This is a genomic window from Geodermatophilus siccatus (assembly GCF_900103785.1).
Lineage (GTDB): Bacteria > Actinomycetota > Actinomycetes > Mycobacteriales > Geodermatophilaceae > Geodermatophilus > Geodermatophilus siccatus.
In genome coordinates this window covers 137,443-152,071 of sequence record NZ_FNHE01000012.1, presented here as the reverse complement: position 1 = coordinate 152,071, position 14,629 = coordinate 137,443, and the positions used below count along the sequence as shown (strand labels likewise).

Below are 14,629 nucleotides of genomic sequence, written 5' to 3'. Positions count from 1 at the left end.
CCCGGTCAGGCCGCGCCCAGCGCGGTCAGCACGTCGGCGACCCGGTCCAGCGCCGCCGCGGTCCGGGCCGGGTCGAGCGCGTGGCTGAGCCGCAGGTGCCCCTCGGCGCCCAGGTACGCGCCCGGGCAGACGAGCACACCCGCCCGCTCCCGGATCGCGGTCGCGACGGCGACCGAGTCGGTCTGCCGCAGCAGCCGCGGCAGGCCGAGCGCCGTCGCGGCCGGGGGGTCGAGCTCGACGAGGTCGGGGTGCGCCGCGACCCAGTCGAGCAGGGTGCGCCGGCCGGCGCGGGCCAGGGTCCGCTGCCGGTCGAGCAGCCGGGAGCGGGTGGCGGGCTCGAGCGCCCGCTCGGCGAGGAGCATCGACAGGCTGGCGGTGGCGATGGCGGCGTACTCGTGGCGCCGCCAGAGCGCCTCGACGGCGTCCTGCGGTCCCACGACCCAGCCGACCCGCAGCCCGCTCAGGCCGTACGCCTTGGACAGGCTGCCGACCACGAGCACCCGGTCGGAGCGTCCCCAGGCACTCGGCGCCTCGGGACCGTCGAGCTCCGATCCGCGGTACACCTCGTCCGAGTGCAGCCAGGCCCCGCTCCGCTCGGCCGCGGCCACGACGTCGTCCAGCTCGGCGTCGGTGAGGACGGTGCCGGTCGGGTTGTTCGGCGTGTTGACCGAGACCAGCGCCGTCCCGGGGCGCACGGCGTCGGCGAGCGCGTCGAGGTCGGGACGCCAGCCCTGCTCCTGCCGCAGTGGCAGGTCGACCACGTGGGCACCGGCGTTGGCGGCGAGTCCGCGGACCTGCTGGTAGCCCGGCGTCATCACCGCCACGCGGTCGCCGGCCCCGGCGAGCAGCTGCACGACGAGGCTGTTGGCCTCGGCCGCGCCGACGGTGACGAGCACCTGCTCGGGCCGGCAGCCGGGGTGGAGGGCGGCGATGCGCTCGCGCAGCCGCTGGGTGCCGTTGACCTCGGGGTAGTGCAGGGGGTGCCCGGCGAGCGGGCCGAGGTCGCCGTCGAGCAGCGCGCCGAGCGGCACGGGGTCGACGCCGCTGTCGGCGAGGTTCACCTCGACGCGCTGCTCCCAGTCGGACTGCCACCGCTCCAGGTCGAAGGCGGCGAAGGGCGGGGGCGTGGTCATGCGGTCTCCGTTCCGGGGTCGACCAGCAGGGCGGCGACGGCCAGGTCCTCGATGCCGAGGCCGACCGAGCGGAAGAACGCGCGGCCCGGCGGGCGCGGCGGTGCGGTCCCCGTGACGAGCTCGGGGAGGTCGGCGAGGACCTCGACGCGGCCGGCCTCGACCAGTGGCCGCAGCTCGCCCGCGGCCACGGGGGCGCCGGCGCGGCTGTCGACGTAGACGGCGCAGCGGGCGACGTCCCCGGGAGCCAGCTCGTGGGCGCCAGGGGCGTTGGTGGACAGGGAGGTCACGAGGGCGTCCTCGAGGGTGTCGGCGAGGTCCACCACCGGGCGCGCGGCCGAGGTGCACAGGCAGACGACGTCGGCGTCGCGGACGGCCGTGGCCGCGTCGGGGACGACCTCGACCTCGACCGCCAGCGCCCGCAGGGCCGCCAGCCGCGCCGGGTCCCCCGCGGCGAGCGCCGGGGAGCTGACGACGACCCGCCGCCACGCCCGGACGTCGCGGACGTGGCGCAGGTGGGCCAGCCCGACCGGCCCGGCGCCGACGACGGCGAGCGTGCCGGCGTCCGCGGGGGCCAGGGCGTCGACCGCCACCGCGGTCGTGCCCGCGGTGCGCTCGACCGTCAACCGGGCGCTGTCGCACAGGAGCAGCGGCTGCCCGTCCCCGGTCGAGAGCAGCAGGGTCCAGGCGGTGACCCGCTCCCCGGCCGGTCGGGCGGCCAGGTACGGCGACAGCTTGACGCCCGCGGCCCGCGGACCGCAGAGCGCCCCCGGGTAGACGATCACGTCGCTCGCCCCGTCGGGGAGGGGCAGCCGCACCTGCGGGGGCTGGGCGGCCGTGCCGGCCGCCAGCTCGGCGAAGCCCCGGCGCAGGGCCGCGCGGACGGCGGCCACGCCGGGCAGCCGGCGGTCGACGTCGGCGGCGTCGAGGACCAGCGGAGAGGGGCTCATGGCGGTCGAGCCTGCGGGACACCTGCCGCTCGTGACAACGAACTGGTCACCATCGGCATCGAGGACGCAACTATCGTCGGCTCGTGCGCTTCCTGGACGACGTCGATTGCGCGATCGTGCGCCAGCTGCAGGAGCAGGGCGACCTGCCGAACGTGGCGCTGGCCCGGAGGATCGGGCTGTCCCCGGCTGCGACGCTGCGCCGGGTGCAGCAGCTGCGCCAGGACGGCGTGGTCACCGGGGTCCACGCCGTCGTCGACCACGAGCAGGTCGGCCTGCGGGTCGAGGCGTTCGTCCTCGTCGTGCTCCGCGAGCACACGCCCGAGGGCGACGCGCGGTTCGCCCGGGAGCTGGCCCGGCTGCCCGGCGTCCTGCGTGCCGACTCCGTCACCGGGGCCGACGACGTCCTCCTCCACGTCGCCGCCGCCGACACCCGTGAGCTGCAGGAGGTGCTGCGCACCCTGCCCAGGATCGGCGCGTCGCGCGTGACCACCCTGCTCCGCCTGGAGTCCGTGAAGCCGCCGTCGCCCGCACCGGTGCGCCCGACGCCCCGGCGGTGAGTGGTGCCGACGGCGGTCCGACGCAGCACCGCCACCGCGCTCGCCCGCCGGGTGGGCCCCGCGTCCGGTGCGTGGCCGACCGCACGGCGGCGCCTGGACCCGGCAGCGGGAATGCGCGGGCACCATGGACGTTCGTCTGTTGCCGCAGACGAGTACCGACGGAGAGACGCGCAGTGTCGACGACGCAGCCCGAGGCCGTACCCCATCCCGAGATCGAGACCGAGCAGCAGTACGTCCGAGAGCTCTACGGCCGCCTGGACGCCGCCCGCGACCTGGCCGAGCGACGGCTGAAGCAGGCCATCTCCTGGCCGGCGGTGGACCCGCAGGCGCTGCAGGAGCGCGACGCCACGGTCCGCTTCCAGACCGAGCGGGTCACCGCCCTCGACGCCGCCGAGGCGGGCCTGTGCGTGGGCCGCATCGACCGCACCGACGACGGCCCGCTCTACATCGGCCGGATCGGGCTGGCCGCCGACGACGCCGGTGGCGACCCCGCGCTGGTCGACTGGCGGGCGCCCGCGGCGCGGCCCTTCTACACCGCCACCCCGGTGCACCCGCTGGGCGTGGCGCGCCGTCGGCACATCCGCACCCGCGGGCGGACCGTCGTCCGGCTCGACGACGAGGTCCTCGACGGCGGCGTGCTCACCGACGGGGCCGCCGGGTCGGGCCTGACCGGCGAGGCCGCGCTGATGGCCGCCCTCGACACCGCGCGCACCGGCCGGATGACCGACATCGTGCGCACCATCCAGGCCGAGCAGGACCGCATCATCCGCGCCGACGACCGCGGCGTCCTGGTCGTCCAGGGCGGGCCGGGCACCGGCAAGACCGCGGTCGCGCTGCACCGCGCGGCGTACCTGCTCTACACGTACCGCGAGCGGCTGGCCCGCCGCGGCCTGCTCGTCGTCGGCCCCACGCCGACGTTCCTGCGCTACATCGCCGACGTGCTGCCCTCCCTCGGCGAGACCGGCGTGCTGCTGGCCGGGCTGGGCCAGCTGCGCCCCGGCCTCGACGCCCGCGGCACCGAGTCGCCGCAGACCGCCGCGGTCAAGGGGCGGCTGGAGATGGTCGGGGTGCTCGAGCGCGCCGTCGCCGACCGCCAGGTGGTGCCCGACGGCCCCCGCGAGGTGACCGTCGACGGGTTCGCGCTGCGGCTGCGGCCGATCGACGTCAAGCGGGCGCAGAACGCCGCCCGCAGGGCCGAGCGGCTGCACAACCTGGCCCGGCCGGTGTTCGCCCGCCGCGTGGTCGACCTGCTCACCCGGCGCTACGCCGAGCGCATCGGGACGGGCATCGACGGCGGCGCGGACCTGTTCGACCGCGAGGACACCGCCGCGCTGCGCCGCGAGGTCGCCGAGGAGCCCGCCGTCCGGCTGCTGATCGACGACCTGTGGCCGGTGCTCACCCCCGAGCGGCTGCTCACCGAGCTGTTCGCCGACCCGGCCCGCGTCGCCGCCGCCACCCCGGGCTGGGACGACGCGACGCGCGCGCTGCTGCACCGCCCCCGCGGGTCGGCCACGTCGTCCCAGCAGTGGACGCCGGCCGACGTCCCCCTGCTCGAGGAGGCCGAGGAGCTGCTCGGCTTCGACGACAGCGCGCAGCGGGCCCGCGCCGAGCGGGACCGCCGGCGCCGGCTGGCCGAGGCGCAGGAGACCCTCGACGTGCTGCACGGCTCGCGCTCCATCGACCTGGAGGACGAGCACCTGGAGGCCGAGGTGCTCAGCGCAGGCGACCTCATCAGCGCCGAGGAGCTGGCCGAGCGGCAGCGGGCGCTCGACACCCGCACCACCGCCGAGCGCGCCGCCGCCGACCGCACCTGGACCTTCGGGCACGTCGTGGTCGACGAGGCCCAGGAGCTCTCCCCCATGGCCTGGCGGCTGCTGGTGCGTCGCTGCCCCACCCGGTCGATGACCGCCGTCGGCGACCTCGCCCAGACCGGCACGCTCGCCGGCGCCGCCGCCTGGGACGAGACGCTGCGCCCGCACGTCGGCGACGCCTGGCGGCTGGAGGAGCTGACGGTCAACTACCGGACGCCCGCGGAGATCATGGCCGTGGCCGCCGACGTCCTCGCCGCGGGCGGCACGGGGGCCGGCGCCCCGCGCTCGGTCCGGCCCGGCACCGTGCCGCCCTGGGCGGAGGTGACCGGCGAGGCCGGGCTGGCCGCGCGGGCCGCCGAGGTGGTCGAGGAGTGGGCCGGGCACGAGGGCACCACCGCCGTGATCGCGCCGGCCGGCCGGGTTCCCGAGCTCGCCGCCGCGGTCGCGGCCCGGGTGGACGGCGTGTCCTGCGGTCCGGACGCCGACTCGTCGCGGGGGCCGGTGGTGCTCACGCCGGGCGAGGCCAAGGGCCTGGAGTTCGACGCGGTGCTCGTCGTCGACCCGCAGCGGGTCCTCGACGAGGGCGTGCGCGGGCACAACGACCTCTACGTGGCGCTCACCCGGGCCACCCAGCGGCTCGGCGTGCTCTCCCCCGGCGACCTGCCCGCGGAGCTCGCTCGCCTCGCCTGAGGGAGGACCACCTCCCCCGTCCGGCCCCGTCCCGAGGCTCGCCCCGAGCGTGCGAGGGGTGAGGAGGACGGGGTCCTCCCGCCTGCGGGCGGGCTGGGACCGGCCGGTCAGTGGCGCGGGAGCGCCTCCCGGCGGCGGGTGGCGACCTCGACGGAGGCGGCCACGACGGCCGCGGCCACGAGCAGGACGCCGCCGACGCCGACCAGCGGCACACCGCCCATGGTGTCCCTGTCCAGCTCGGCCCAGACCACGCCGGCGACGAGCGTCAGCAGCCCGACCACGCCCACCAGCGGCGCCAGCCACCTGCCCATGTCGCCCCCTCGTCCGTACGGCCCTGCGATGAGACCACGCGCTGGCGACACCCCGCGGCCGCTCCCGTGCGCCGGTGACGCTGCGCGACCGGTCCGGTTCACTGGGTCCTGCGGACCCGCAGCACCACGCCGCTGGCCGGCTTGGCCGGGATGCGCCGCAGCGAGATGGACAGGTCCTGCGGCGGGACGTCGGCCTCCAGCCGGGCCAGCCGCACGGCCAGCGCCGACAGGACGGCGACGGTGACCTGCTCGCCCGGGCAGCGGTGGTTGGTGCGCGGGTCACCGGCGCCCTGGGGCACGAGCTCGAAGGCGCCGATCCCGCGGCCGAGGAACCGCTCGGGCCGGAAGGCGTACGGGTCGCCCCAGAGCTCCGGGTCGTGGTCCTGCCCGTAGAGGTCGAGCAGCACCATCGAGTGCTGCGGCACCCGCTCGCCGTCCCACTCGACCTCGCGCGGCGCGCGCCCGCCGATGAACGGCGCGAACGGGTAGAAGCGCCGCACCTCGTGCGCCCACGCCTCGGCGAACGCGGGGTCGCCCGAGGCCAGCCGCTCGCCGTACTCCGGCCAGCGGGCCAGGGCGTGCCCGGAGAAGGCGACGAACCAGCTGATCGCCACGGTCGGCCGGACCACGTTGAGCACCTCGACCGCGGCGGTGTGCGGGTCGAGCCGCTCGCCGTCGGCGTCGCGGTGCCGGGCGACGACGTCGACGACCGAGCCGTCGGGGACCGTCGCCGCGCCGCTGCGCACGTCCTCCACCAACCGGGCCAGCCACGCCTCGCGGCGGCCGCGCGCCCGGCGGGCCCGCCAGTGCCGGGGTCCGGCGGTGGCGAAGCCGTCGACCATCGCGGTCAGGTCCCGGGCCACGGAGGGCAGCTCGTCGTCGGACAGCGGGACGCCGGCCCAGTCGCACACCGCGCGGGTGAGCACCCCGGCGGCCTCGTCGAAGAGCACGACCTCCCCGCGGCGCGCCCAGCCGGGCGCCGCGGCGTCCCAGGCGGCGGTGGCGGCGTCGACCAGGGCGGCGACCCGGTCGCCGTCCATCAGCAGACCCACGAACATCGCCTTGCGGATGCGGTGCGCCTCGCCGTCGAGGGTGTGCACAGCGCCCTTGCCGAACAGCGTGCCCTGCACCGGCTCCGGGATGGCGTGCGAGCGGCGCACGTGGTGCTCGTCGTAGAGGAACCGGGCCGCGGCGGGGCCCTCGATGCCGAGGACGGGCAGGCCGCCGAGCCGGGCGGCGACGGTGCGGCGGCCCCGCGCCCGCCGGGCGTCGGGCAGCCAGCCGTAGCCCTTGGCGATCAGGAGCGGGCTGTTCTCGAGTCGGGGTCGGCGCACGGGCTCCCGTTTGCCCAGGCCCGCGTCCCCTCACACAGCGGGCGTGTGCGAGACGGCGGCCCTCTGCAGGGTCCCGCCCCGAGCCCGCGAGCGGTGAGGGGCAGAGGGGTCCTCTCTCAGCCGGGGCGCTGCTGCTGCAGACGGTCGTCGCGCGGGGCGCTGGCCTCGTCCGACGGCGGTTCGCCGGGCGCGCACACCTGCGAGCCCAGCCGGCGCAGCAGCGCGGTGACCTCGCCGACCGCCGAGGACGACGCCCCCTCGGGCACCGTGCGCTCCACCTGCTGCAGCGCCTCGGCCAGGGCCCGTTCCTCGTCGGAGAGCATGCCCCGGTAGGCCGGGTCGAGCAGGTAGCCGGTCGGCGGGGTGGACAGGCAGCCGATGCAGTCCAGCAGCACCTCCAGCAGCCGGGCGGCCTCGCTCGGTGGGATGTCGGCCGGCGCGATCGCCACCGTCTGCACGTCCTGCTCCCACAGCCGTGCGCGGGCCGGGTCCTCCAGCAGCGCCAGCACCGTGCCGCTGCGCTGCCGCGGTGCCGCGCCCGGGGCCCGGGTGGCGCTGCGCACCTGGTGGGCGATGCGGATCAGGTCGTCGTCCTGCATCGAGGTGCCGACGAAGAGCACGTGCCGGGTGAGCAGCAGCGAGTGCAGCACCCCGGCCAGGGCCGCGCGGGTGTCGCCGAACTGCAGGTACTCCTCCCGGGTGAGCACGACGCTCTCGGGGTGCGCGGCGTCGCCGTGCAGCTTGAGCAGCCACGGCCGGCCCGGGGCGGCCTCGTCGAAGGGCAGCACCGAGAGGTCGCGGCCGATGTCGGCGGCGGCGAGCTCGACCAGCGGGTCGTAGTTGGTGGTGACGAACTCCTGCACCGGCAGGTCGGCGATCAGCGCGTGCGCCAGCGCGTAGTGCCCGGGCCCGAACCGCTCCTTGACGAAGGTCTCCAGCTGCTCGCGGCCGAGCTCGCGGGCGAGCAGCGCGGCCGCGTCCTGGGCCGGCAGCCGGGACAACCCGGCCCGCAGTGCGTCGTCCAGCCCCGACCGCTCGGCCAGCTCGTCGAGCAGCTGCTCCCAGGTGGGCAGGCCCGCCGCGGCGCTCACCCCCGCGCCGACGAAGACGGCCAGCTGCCCGCGGCCCGCCCGCTCGCCGAGGTCCTCGGCCAGCTCCCACAGGTGCCCGGGCAGGTCCCAGTTGCCCGCCTCGGCGCGGCGGACCCGTTGCGCCGCGGCCAGGTCGCTGGGCCCGCGCAGCACCAGCGCGACGTCGACGTCGTGCCCGTCCGCGGCCTCGCGCAGCACCGGCAGCAGCCGCTGCAGCAGCGTGCCGCGCTGCCCGGCCGCCCCGCCCCAGCCGGTCCCGAGCGCCGGCAGCGCGACCAGCCGACGGACCCGGCCGTGCACCGGGGCCGGCACCTCCCGCCGGGCGACGGCGGCCAGCGCCTCCCGCGCGCCGTCGACCAGCCAGCGCAGCGCGTCCTCGGGGTCGCGCTCGCGCTCGTCGACGGTGTCGACCAGCCACAGCTGCCGCCCGGGCTCGCCGGCGCGGCGGCCGGGGACCTCGAGCACCCGCTCGCCGCCGTCCCAGGCGAGGTCGAGGCAGACGCCGTCGTGGTCCTCGCTGCCCACGAGGTCGTCGGGCAGCAGCCGGCGCCACTCGGGCGTGACCCGCAGCGACCGGTCGGTGGGTACGAGGACGTCGTCGCACACCAGCCGCCGGAGGTCCGCCCCGACGACGAAGACGTGTCCGCTCACGGCCGGAGGGGTGCCCCGCCGGGCAGGGGGTGAACCGGCACCGGATCGGGCGTTGCCCGGCCGGGCCGGGCGCTCAGCGCGGGATGCCGCAGCCCCCGGCGCCGCAGGCGCACCCGGCGCAGGCGGCGGGCCTGACGGGTGCCGGCTGCGCGGCGATGGCGCGCAGGCTCGAGGAGCCGACGAGCAGCACGACGCCGAGCACGCCCATCCCGAGCGCCCCGACGACGGTGGCGCCGCCGGCCGCGCGCGCCCAGCCGGCGACCAGCCCGGTGACCACCAGCAGGCCGGTGACCAGCGCCCACCAGACGAGGGCGGCCTGACCGCTGCGGCGCACCGCCCCGCCGCGGCCGAGCAGGGTCAGCGCGCCGACGAGCAACCCGGCCGGGACGGCGAGGAGCAGCGCCCAGCTCGCCAGACCCGCGGAGGCGGAGGCGAGCGCGATCCCCAGCACGCCGGCGGCGGCGACCGCCCACCCCCGCGCCCGGGAGCCGCTCCCGGCCGCCAGCTGCCCACCGCGCCAGGCGACCAGCGCGCCGGCCACGCCCAGCACCAGCCGCGCACCGCCGTCGGCCCAGGAGACCGCGACCGCCGCGACGACCAGGAGCGCCACCCCACCGGCCAGCCACCGGGGCCACGCCCGCCGGGCCTGCTCCGGACTCGTCCGCTCCACCGCCGTCATCGCTGCACCGCTCGCCACGCCCCAGAGTGTCCCCCACCGTCCGGGCGTCCCGGCGCGAGCCGTGTCACCCTGCGAGGTGTGCCGCAGCTGCGCGGCCGGCGGAGCGGGGAGCGGAGTGGCGACCGAGGCGGATCGGACGGCGGGTGCGCCCCTGGCGCACCGGGCCGCGCACAGCGCGGCACTGCGCACGGTGGCCCGGGTCGGCCTGGTCGGCTACGCGCTGCTGCACCTGCTGGTCGCCTGGCTGGCCCTGCAGCTGGCCTGGCAGGCCGGACGGTCGCAGCCGCCCGACCGCGGCGCCGCCGTCGACCAGGACGGGGCGATGGCGCTGGTCGCGGACTCCCCCGTCGGCCCCCTGTTGCTGTGGCTGCTGACCGCGGGGCTCGCCGGGCTGTGCGTGTGGCAGGCCGTCGAGGTGCTCCGCCACCACCGCCGGCTGCCCGCCCCCGGCCCCGTCCGGCGGCGCGCGGTCGTCCAGCTGGTCAAGACGGTCGGGACGGCGCTGGCCTACGGCTTCCTCGCCGTCTCGGCGGCCCGGGTCGCCCTCGGCCGCGGCAGCGATCCTGCAACGGACACCCGGGCGGTGCGCGGCGTGCTCGCCTGGCCCGGCGGCCAGCTGCTGGTCGTCGCCATCGGCGGAGCCGTCGTCGCCATCGGCGTCTACCACGTGCGCAAGGGCCTGCGGTCGGACTTCCTCGACGAGATCGACCTCTCCACCGTCTCCCCCGCGCTCTGCACCGTGGCGCACCGGGCCAGCCAGGCCGGCTTCGTGCTCAAGGGCGTGGCCCTGGTGCTGGTCGGCGCGATGGTGGCCTGGGCGGCGGCGACGTTCGACCCGGCGCGGGCCACGGGTCTGGACGGCGCGCTGCGGGCGGTGGCCGCCCAGCCGCACGGCGCCTGGGTGCTGACCGGGGTGGCGGTCGGGCTGGCCGCCTTCGCGGTGTACTGCCTGACCCGCGCCCGGCACCCCGTGGGCTGAAGGACCCCGTTTCCGCCCTCGGGCTCGCGCCGAGCCCCTGGACGGGGCCACCGCGGCGGGATCGGCGGTCTCGCCGCAGCAACGGGGCGGAGCGCGGACCCGGCGGCGGGGGCCCCGCTGTGCCACGCTGATCACCCCACGGGGACGGTCACGGGGACGGTGCTGTGGGGTGGGAGGAGCCGGCCATGGGCGGCATGACGGGGCGGGCGGCGGGAGCTGCGGGCCGGGCGGGCGACAGCGACGCCCTCGAGCACCTGGCGCGCATCGGCCTGATCGCGTACGGCGTGGTGCACCTGCTGGTCGCCTGGCTGGCGCTGCAGCTGGCCTGGGGCGGGGGCAGCGGCCAGTCCGCCGACCAGGCCGGCGCGCTGGCCACGCTGGCCGAGCAGCCGCTGGGCCGGCCGCTGCTGTGGCTGCTGGCCGTCGGGCTGATCGCGCTCGCGGCCTGGCAGGCGGCGGAGGTGCTGCGCTGGCGCAGCCGGCTGTCGTCGTCCGGGGACGCCCGGAAGAAGGCCGTGGAGAAGACCGTCAAGGCGGTGGCCAAGGCCGTCCTCTACACCGTGCTCGCCGTCCTGGCGGTCCGCACCGCCACCAGCGGCGGTGGCGGCGGGGGTCAGCAACAGGCGGCCGGCGTCTTCGGCTGGCCTGCCGGGCGCTGGCTGGTGGGGCTGGTCGGCCTCGTCGTCATCGGCGTGGGCGTCTACCTCGTCCACAAGGGCGTCTCCAAGCGGTTCCTGCAGGAGGTCGACCTCGGCCAGGCCCCGCCGCAGACGACGCGCCTGGTCACCCGCCTCGGGCAGGCCGGCTTCCCCGCCAAGGGCGTCTCCCTCGGTGTGGTCGGTGGGCTGCTGGTCTACGCCGCCGCCACCTTCGACCCGGCCCGGGCCACGGGCCTCGACGGCGCGCTGCGCACCATCCTCGGCGCCCCCTTCGGCAAGGTGCTGCTCACCCTGGTGGCGATCGGCATCGCGGCCTTCGGCGCCTACTGCTTCGTCCGCGCCCGCTACCCCGAGCGCACCTGACGGAGGACCTCCCTGCCGCCCGCCCCTGCAGGGAGGCCGTCGCCTCAGGTGCGGGGGCCGCCGGCGACGTAGACGACCTGGCCGGAGACGAACCCGGCCTCCTCGCTGACGAGGAACGAGACGGTGTGCGCGATGTCCGCCGGTGTGCCGGCGCGCTGCACCGGGATCGCCGCGGCCCGCTCGGTCACGTACTCCTCCCAGTTGCGGCCGATGCGCTCGGCGGTCGCCCTCGTCATCTCGGTCTGGATGAATCCGGGGGCGATCGCGTTGGCGGTGACGCCGAACTTGCCGAGTTCGAGGGCGAGGGTCTTGGTGAAGCCCTGCAGACCGGCCTTGGCGGTGGCGTAGTTGGCCTGCCCGCGGTTGCCCAGCGCCGAGGTGCTGGACAGGTTGACCACCCGACCCCAGCCGGCCCGGACCATGTGCTGCTGCACCGCCCGGGTCATGAGGAACGAGCCGCGCAGGTGCACGTGCATGACGAGGTCCCAGTCGGCGTCGGTCATCTTGAACAGCAGGTTGTCGCGGGTGACCCCGGCGTTGTTGACCAGCACCACCGGCGGGCCGAGCTCGGCGACGACCCGCTCGACGGCGGCCTGCACCTGGTCGGCGTCCCCGACGTCGGCCCCGACCCCCAGGGCGCGGCCGCCGGCGGCCTCGATGGCCTGGACCGTGGCGGCGGCCGCGGACTCGTCGAGGTCGACCACCGCCACGGCGAACCCGTCCTGCGCCAGCCGCTGCGCGGTGGCGGCGCCGATGCCGCGCGCCGCGCCGGTGACGATCGCGACGCGCTGCTGGTCGGTGGGGCGGGACTCGGACATGCGGCAGCTCCTGTGGGGTGAGCGGGAGGGCCGGCCCCCTGCAGGGCCCGGCGCGGGTTCGCGAGCGGTGGGGAGGGCCTTCTTCAGACCCGCTCGAACAGGGCGGCGAGGCCCTGGCCGCCGCCGATGCACATCGTCTCCAGCCCGTAGCGGGCGTCGCGGCGGGCCATCTCGCGGGTCAGGGTGGCCAGGATGCGCCCGCCGGTGGCGCCCACCGGGTGGCCCAGCGAGATGCCCGAGCCGTTGACGTTGGTCCGCTCGAAGTCGGCGTCGGTGAAGCCCCACTCGCGGGTGACGGCCAGCACCTGGCTGGCGAAGGCCTCGTTGAGCTCGATCAGGTCCACCTCGGCGAGCTTGACGTCGGCCAGCGCGAGCGCCTTGGCCGTGGCCGGCACCGGCCCGATGCCCATGGTCTTGGGCGGCACCCCGGCCACCGCCCAGGACACCAGCCGCGCCAGCGGCCGCAGGCCCAGCTCCGCGGCCTTCTCCGGGCTGGTGACCACGCAGACGGCCGCGCCGTCGTTCTGCCCGCTGGCGTTGCCGGCGGTGACGGTGGCCTCGGGGTCGTCCCTGCCCAGGATCGGGCGCAGCTTGGCGAGGGTCTCCACGCTGGAGTCGGGGCGGATGTGCTCGTCGCGGTCGACGACGACCTCGCCCTTCCGCTGCTTGACCGTCACCGGCACGATCTCCTCGGCGAACCGGCCCGCCTCGGCGGCCGCGGCGGCGCGCTGGTGGCTGCGGACGGCGTACTCGTCCTGCTCCTCCCGGGGGATCTTGTACTCCCGGCGCAGGTTCTCCGCGGTCTCCAGCATCCCGCCGGGCACCGGGTGGTTCTGCCCGCCGGCGGTCACCCGGCCGCGGGCCAGCCCGTCGGCCAGCAGCACGCCCGGGCCGGCCTTGACGCCCCAGCGCATCGCGGTCGAGTAGAACGGCGCGTTGCTCATCGACTCCGCGCCACCGGCCAGCACGACCTCCGACGCGCCGGTCTGCACAGCCATCGCCGCGTAGACCACCGCCTGCAGGCCCGAGCCGCAGCGGCGGTCGATCTGGATCCCGGACGCGGTCACCGGCAGCCCGGCGTCGAGTGCGGCGACCCGGCCCAGCGCCGGGGCCTCCATCGTCGGGTAGCAGTGCCCGAGCAGGACGTCGTCGACCGACTCCGGCGGCAGCCCGGTGCGCTCCACCACCGCCCGGATCACCGTCGAGGCCAGGTCCTGCACCGGGACGTCACGCAGGGAGCCGCCGAAGCCGCCCACCGGGGTCCGCAGGGGCTCACAGATGACCGCATCGCGCACGGGGTCCTCCTCGTTCGTCGCCGTCGGCACCCGTGAGTCTGCCCCCGGGCGGACGGCGGTGTCGCGGCGGCCTCTCCGCACGTCGCGCGCGGAGTCGGCGCGCTCTCCGTAGCCTGCCGCGGTGGCCTGGAGGCGAGCGGTGTTCACCTTGTTCGCGGTCGCGGCCGGCACGAACGTCCCGACGCCCCTGCTGCTGGTCTACCAGGAGCGGCTCGATCTCTCCGCCGAGGTGCTGACCGCGCTGTTCGGCTGCTACGCCGCGGGTCTGGTCCCGGCGCTGTTCCTGGCCGGCCCGCTCTCGGACCGGCTGGGCCGCCGCCGCGTCGCTCTCCCCGGCGTCGTCCTCGCCGGGCTGGCGTCACTGGCCTTCGCCGCGGCCGGCGGGTCGCTGGCGCTGCTGTTCACCGCCCGGTTCCTGCAGGGCGTGGTCAGCGGCGTGGTGTTCAGCGTCGCGAGCGCCTGGGTCGCCGAGCTGTCGACCGCCTCCGGGGAGGGGGCCGGAGGGCGGCGGGCCGCGGTCGCGATGACCGCGGGCTTCTCGCTCGGTCCGCTCACCAGCGGGCTGCTGGGTCAGTTCGCGCCGGCGCCCACGGTGCTGCCCTACCTGCTGCACTCCGTGCTGGTGGGCGTGGGGCTGGTGCTGGCGGTGCGGGTGCCGGAGACCGTCGTCCTGCCCGGCCGACGGCGGGACGACGGCGATCCAGCCGTCCCGCTGCTGCCGCCGGGCAGCCTGGGCCTCGCGGCCACCGTGCTGGCCCCGGTCGCGGTCTGCGTCTACGCGTTCCCGTCGTCGGTCATCTCCGCCGTCCCGCTGCTCGGCGAGCTGCCGGCCGGTGGGGTCGCCGTGACGGGCGTCCTCGCCGGCGTCACGCTCGGCGCGGGGACGCTCGTCGCCGGGCTGCAGCGCCGGCTGGGGTCGTGGACCGCCGTCACCGGCGCCGCCCTCGGTGCGGTCGGGTACGCGACCGCGGCCCTGTTCGTGGCCACCGGCGCCTGGCCGTGGCTGCTGGCCGCGGCACCCCTGCTGGGGTCCGGCGGGGGCCTGTGCCTCGCAGCCGGGCTCACGGTCACCGGCCGGCTGGCCGCGCCCACCCGCCGGGGCGAGCTGACGTCGGTCTTCCTGGCCTGCGCCTACCTGGGCTTCGCCGTCCCGTTCCTGATGGCAGCCGCGACCCGCTCGGCGCCGGCCTGGGTGCCGCTGGGCGTCGCCGCGGCGCTCACCGGGCTGCTCGCCGTCCGGCTCCTGCCGGTGGCGCACCGCGGCCGGCTCTAGCGGGACGCGCCCCCACACTCGTCCGGTCCGGGAACCTC

13 protein-coding genes are annotated in these 14,629 nt (G+C 77.3%); 5 read left to right on the top strand and 8 right to left on the bottom strand.

Features of this window, described 5'->3' with window-relative positions:
- Window positions 1–5: 5 nt before the first annotated feature.
- Window positions 6–1,133 carry an aminotransferase class I/II-fold pyridoxal phosphate-dependent enzyme gene (locus tag BLS21_RS20405; protein WP_091222875.1) on the bottom strand — a complete coding sequence of 376 codons (1,128 nt, stop codon included), beginning with the start codon at window positions 1,131–1,133 and terminating at the stop codon, window positions 6–8.
- Complete coding sequence (locus BLS21_RS20400) at window positions 1,130–2,080, bottom strand: ornithine cyclodeaminase family protein (protein WP_091222872.1); 951 nt, start codon at window positions 2,078–2,080, stop codon at window positions 1,130–1,132. The genes BLS21_RS20405 and BLS21_RS20400 overlap by 4 nt, the downstream gene beginning before the upstream one ends.
- Window positions 2,081–2,163: 83 nt before the next feature.
- Here BLS21_RS20400 and BLS21_RS20395 point away from each other — a divergent pair, with 83 nt between their 5' ends.
- Together BLS21_RS20395 and BLS21_RS20390 are read left to right on the top strand one after the other, a co-directional pair.
- Window positions 2,164–2,637 carry an Lrp/AsnC family transcriptional regulator gene (locus BLS21_RS20395; protein WP_091222869.1) on the top strand — a complete coding sequence of 158 codons (474 nt, stop codon included), beginning with the start codon at window positions 2,164–2,166 and terminating at the stop codon, window positions 2,635–2,637.
- A 173-nt stretch (window positions 2,638–2,810) separates the two neighbouring features.
- Window positions 2,811–5,138: a HelD family protein gene (locus BLS21_RS20390; RefSeq protein WP_091222867.1), complete on the top strand. Its 2,328-nt coding sequence runs from the start codon at window positions 2,811–2,813 to the stop codon at window positions 5,136–5,138.
- Window positions 5,139–5,245: 107 nt separating this feature from the next.
- Here BLS21_RS20390 and BLS21_RS20385 read toward each other — a convergent pair whose 3' ends face one another.
- The 4 genes from BLS21_RS20385 to BLS21_RS20370 all read right to left on the bottom strand — a co-directional run bounded on the left by BLS21_RS20385 (window position 5,246) and on the right by BLS21_RS20370 (window position 9,222).
- Window positions 5,246–5,449 carry a hypothetical protein gene (locus BLS21_RS20385; RefSeq protein ID WP_091222864.1) on the bottom strand — a complete coding sequence of 68 codons (204 nt, stop codon included), beginning with the start codon at window positions 5,447–5,449 and terminating at the stop codon, window positions 5,246–5,248.
- Between the two features lie 98 nt (window positions 5,450–5,547).
- Window positions 5,548–6,783: a cytochrome P450 gene (locus BLS21_RS20380; RefSeq protein ID WP_091222861.1), complete on the bottom strand. Its 1,236-nt coding sequence runs from the start codon at window positions 6,781–6,783 to the stop codon at window positions 5,548–5,550.
- A 116-nt stretch (window positions 6,784–6,899) separates the two neighbouring features.
- A complete protein-coding gene (locus BLS21_RS20375; protein ID WP_091222858.1) occupies window positions 6,900–8,525 on the bottom strand; it encodes an SIR2 family NAD-dependent protein deacylase in 1,626 nt (541 codons plus the stop codon).
- A gap of 73 nt (window positions 8,526–8,598) precedes the next feature.
- The gene (locus BLS21_RS20370) at window positions 8,599–9,222 is read right to left on the bottom strand and encodes a hypothetical protein (RefSeq protein ID WP_139177238.1); all 624 of its coding nucleotides are present in this window, start codon (window positions 9,220–9,222) and stop codon (window positions 8,599–8,601) included.
- A 97-nt stretch (window positions 9,223–9,319) separates the two neighbouring features.
- Here BLS21_RS20370 and BLS21_RS20365 point away from each other — a divergent pair, with 97 nt between their 5' ends.
- Both BLS21_RS20365 and BLS21_RS20360 read left to right on the top strand, forming a co-directional pair.
- A complete protein-coding gene (locus tag BLS21_RS20365; protein ID WP_139177236.1) occupies window positions 9,320–10,183 on the top strand; it encodes a DUF1206 domain-containing protein in 864 nt (287 codons plus the stop codon).
- Between the two features lie 185 nt (window positions 10,184–10,368).
- Complete coding sequence (locus tag BLS21_RS20360) at window positions 10,369–11,205, top strand: DUF1206 domain-containing protein (RefSeq protein WP_091222848.1); 837 nt, start codon at window positions 10,369–10,371, stop codon at window positions 11,203–11,205.
- Window positions 11,206–11,249: 44 nt separating this feature from the next.
- On the opposite strand, the gene fabG is transcribed toward BLS21_RS20360, so the two are convergent.
- Together fabG and BLS21_RS20350 are read right to left on the bottom strand one after the other, a co-directional pair.
- A complete protein-coding gene (fabG, locus tag BLS21_RS20355; RefSeq protein WP_091222845.1) occupies window positions 11,250–12,023 on the bottom strand; it encodes a 3-oxoacyl-ACP reductase FabG in 774 nt (257 codons plus the stop codon).
- Window positions 12,024–12,106: 83 nt separating this feature from the next.
- Entirely contained in the window at window positions 12,107–13,318 is a 1,212-nt protein-coding gene (locus BLS21_RS20350; protein WP_091222842.1) for an acetyl-CoA C-acetyltransferase, read from the bottom strand.
- Between the two features lie 139 nt (window positions 13,319–13,457).
- On the opposite strand from BLS21_RS20350, the gene BLS21_RS20345 reads away from it, so the two are divergent.
- Window positions 13,458–14,591: an MFS transporter gene (locus BLS21_RS20345; RefSeq protein WP_091222840.1), complete on the top strand. Its 1,134-nt coding sequence runs from the start codon at window positions 13,458–13,460 to the stop codon at window positions 14,589–14,591.
- Window positions 14,592–14,629 lie beyond the last annotated feature (38 nt).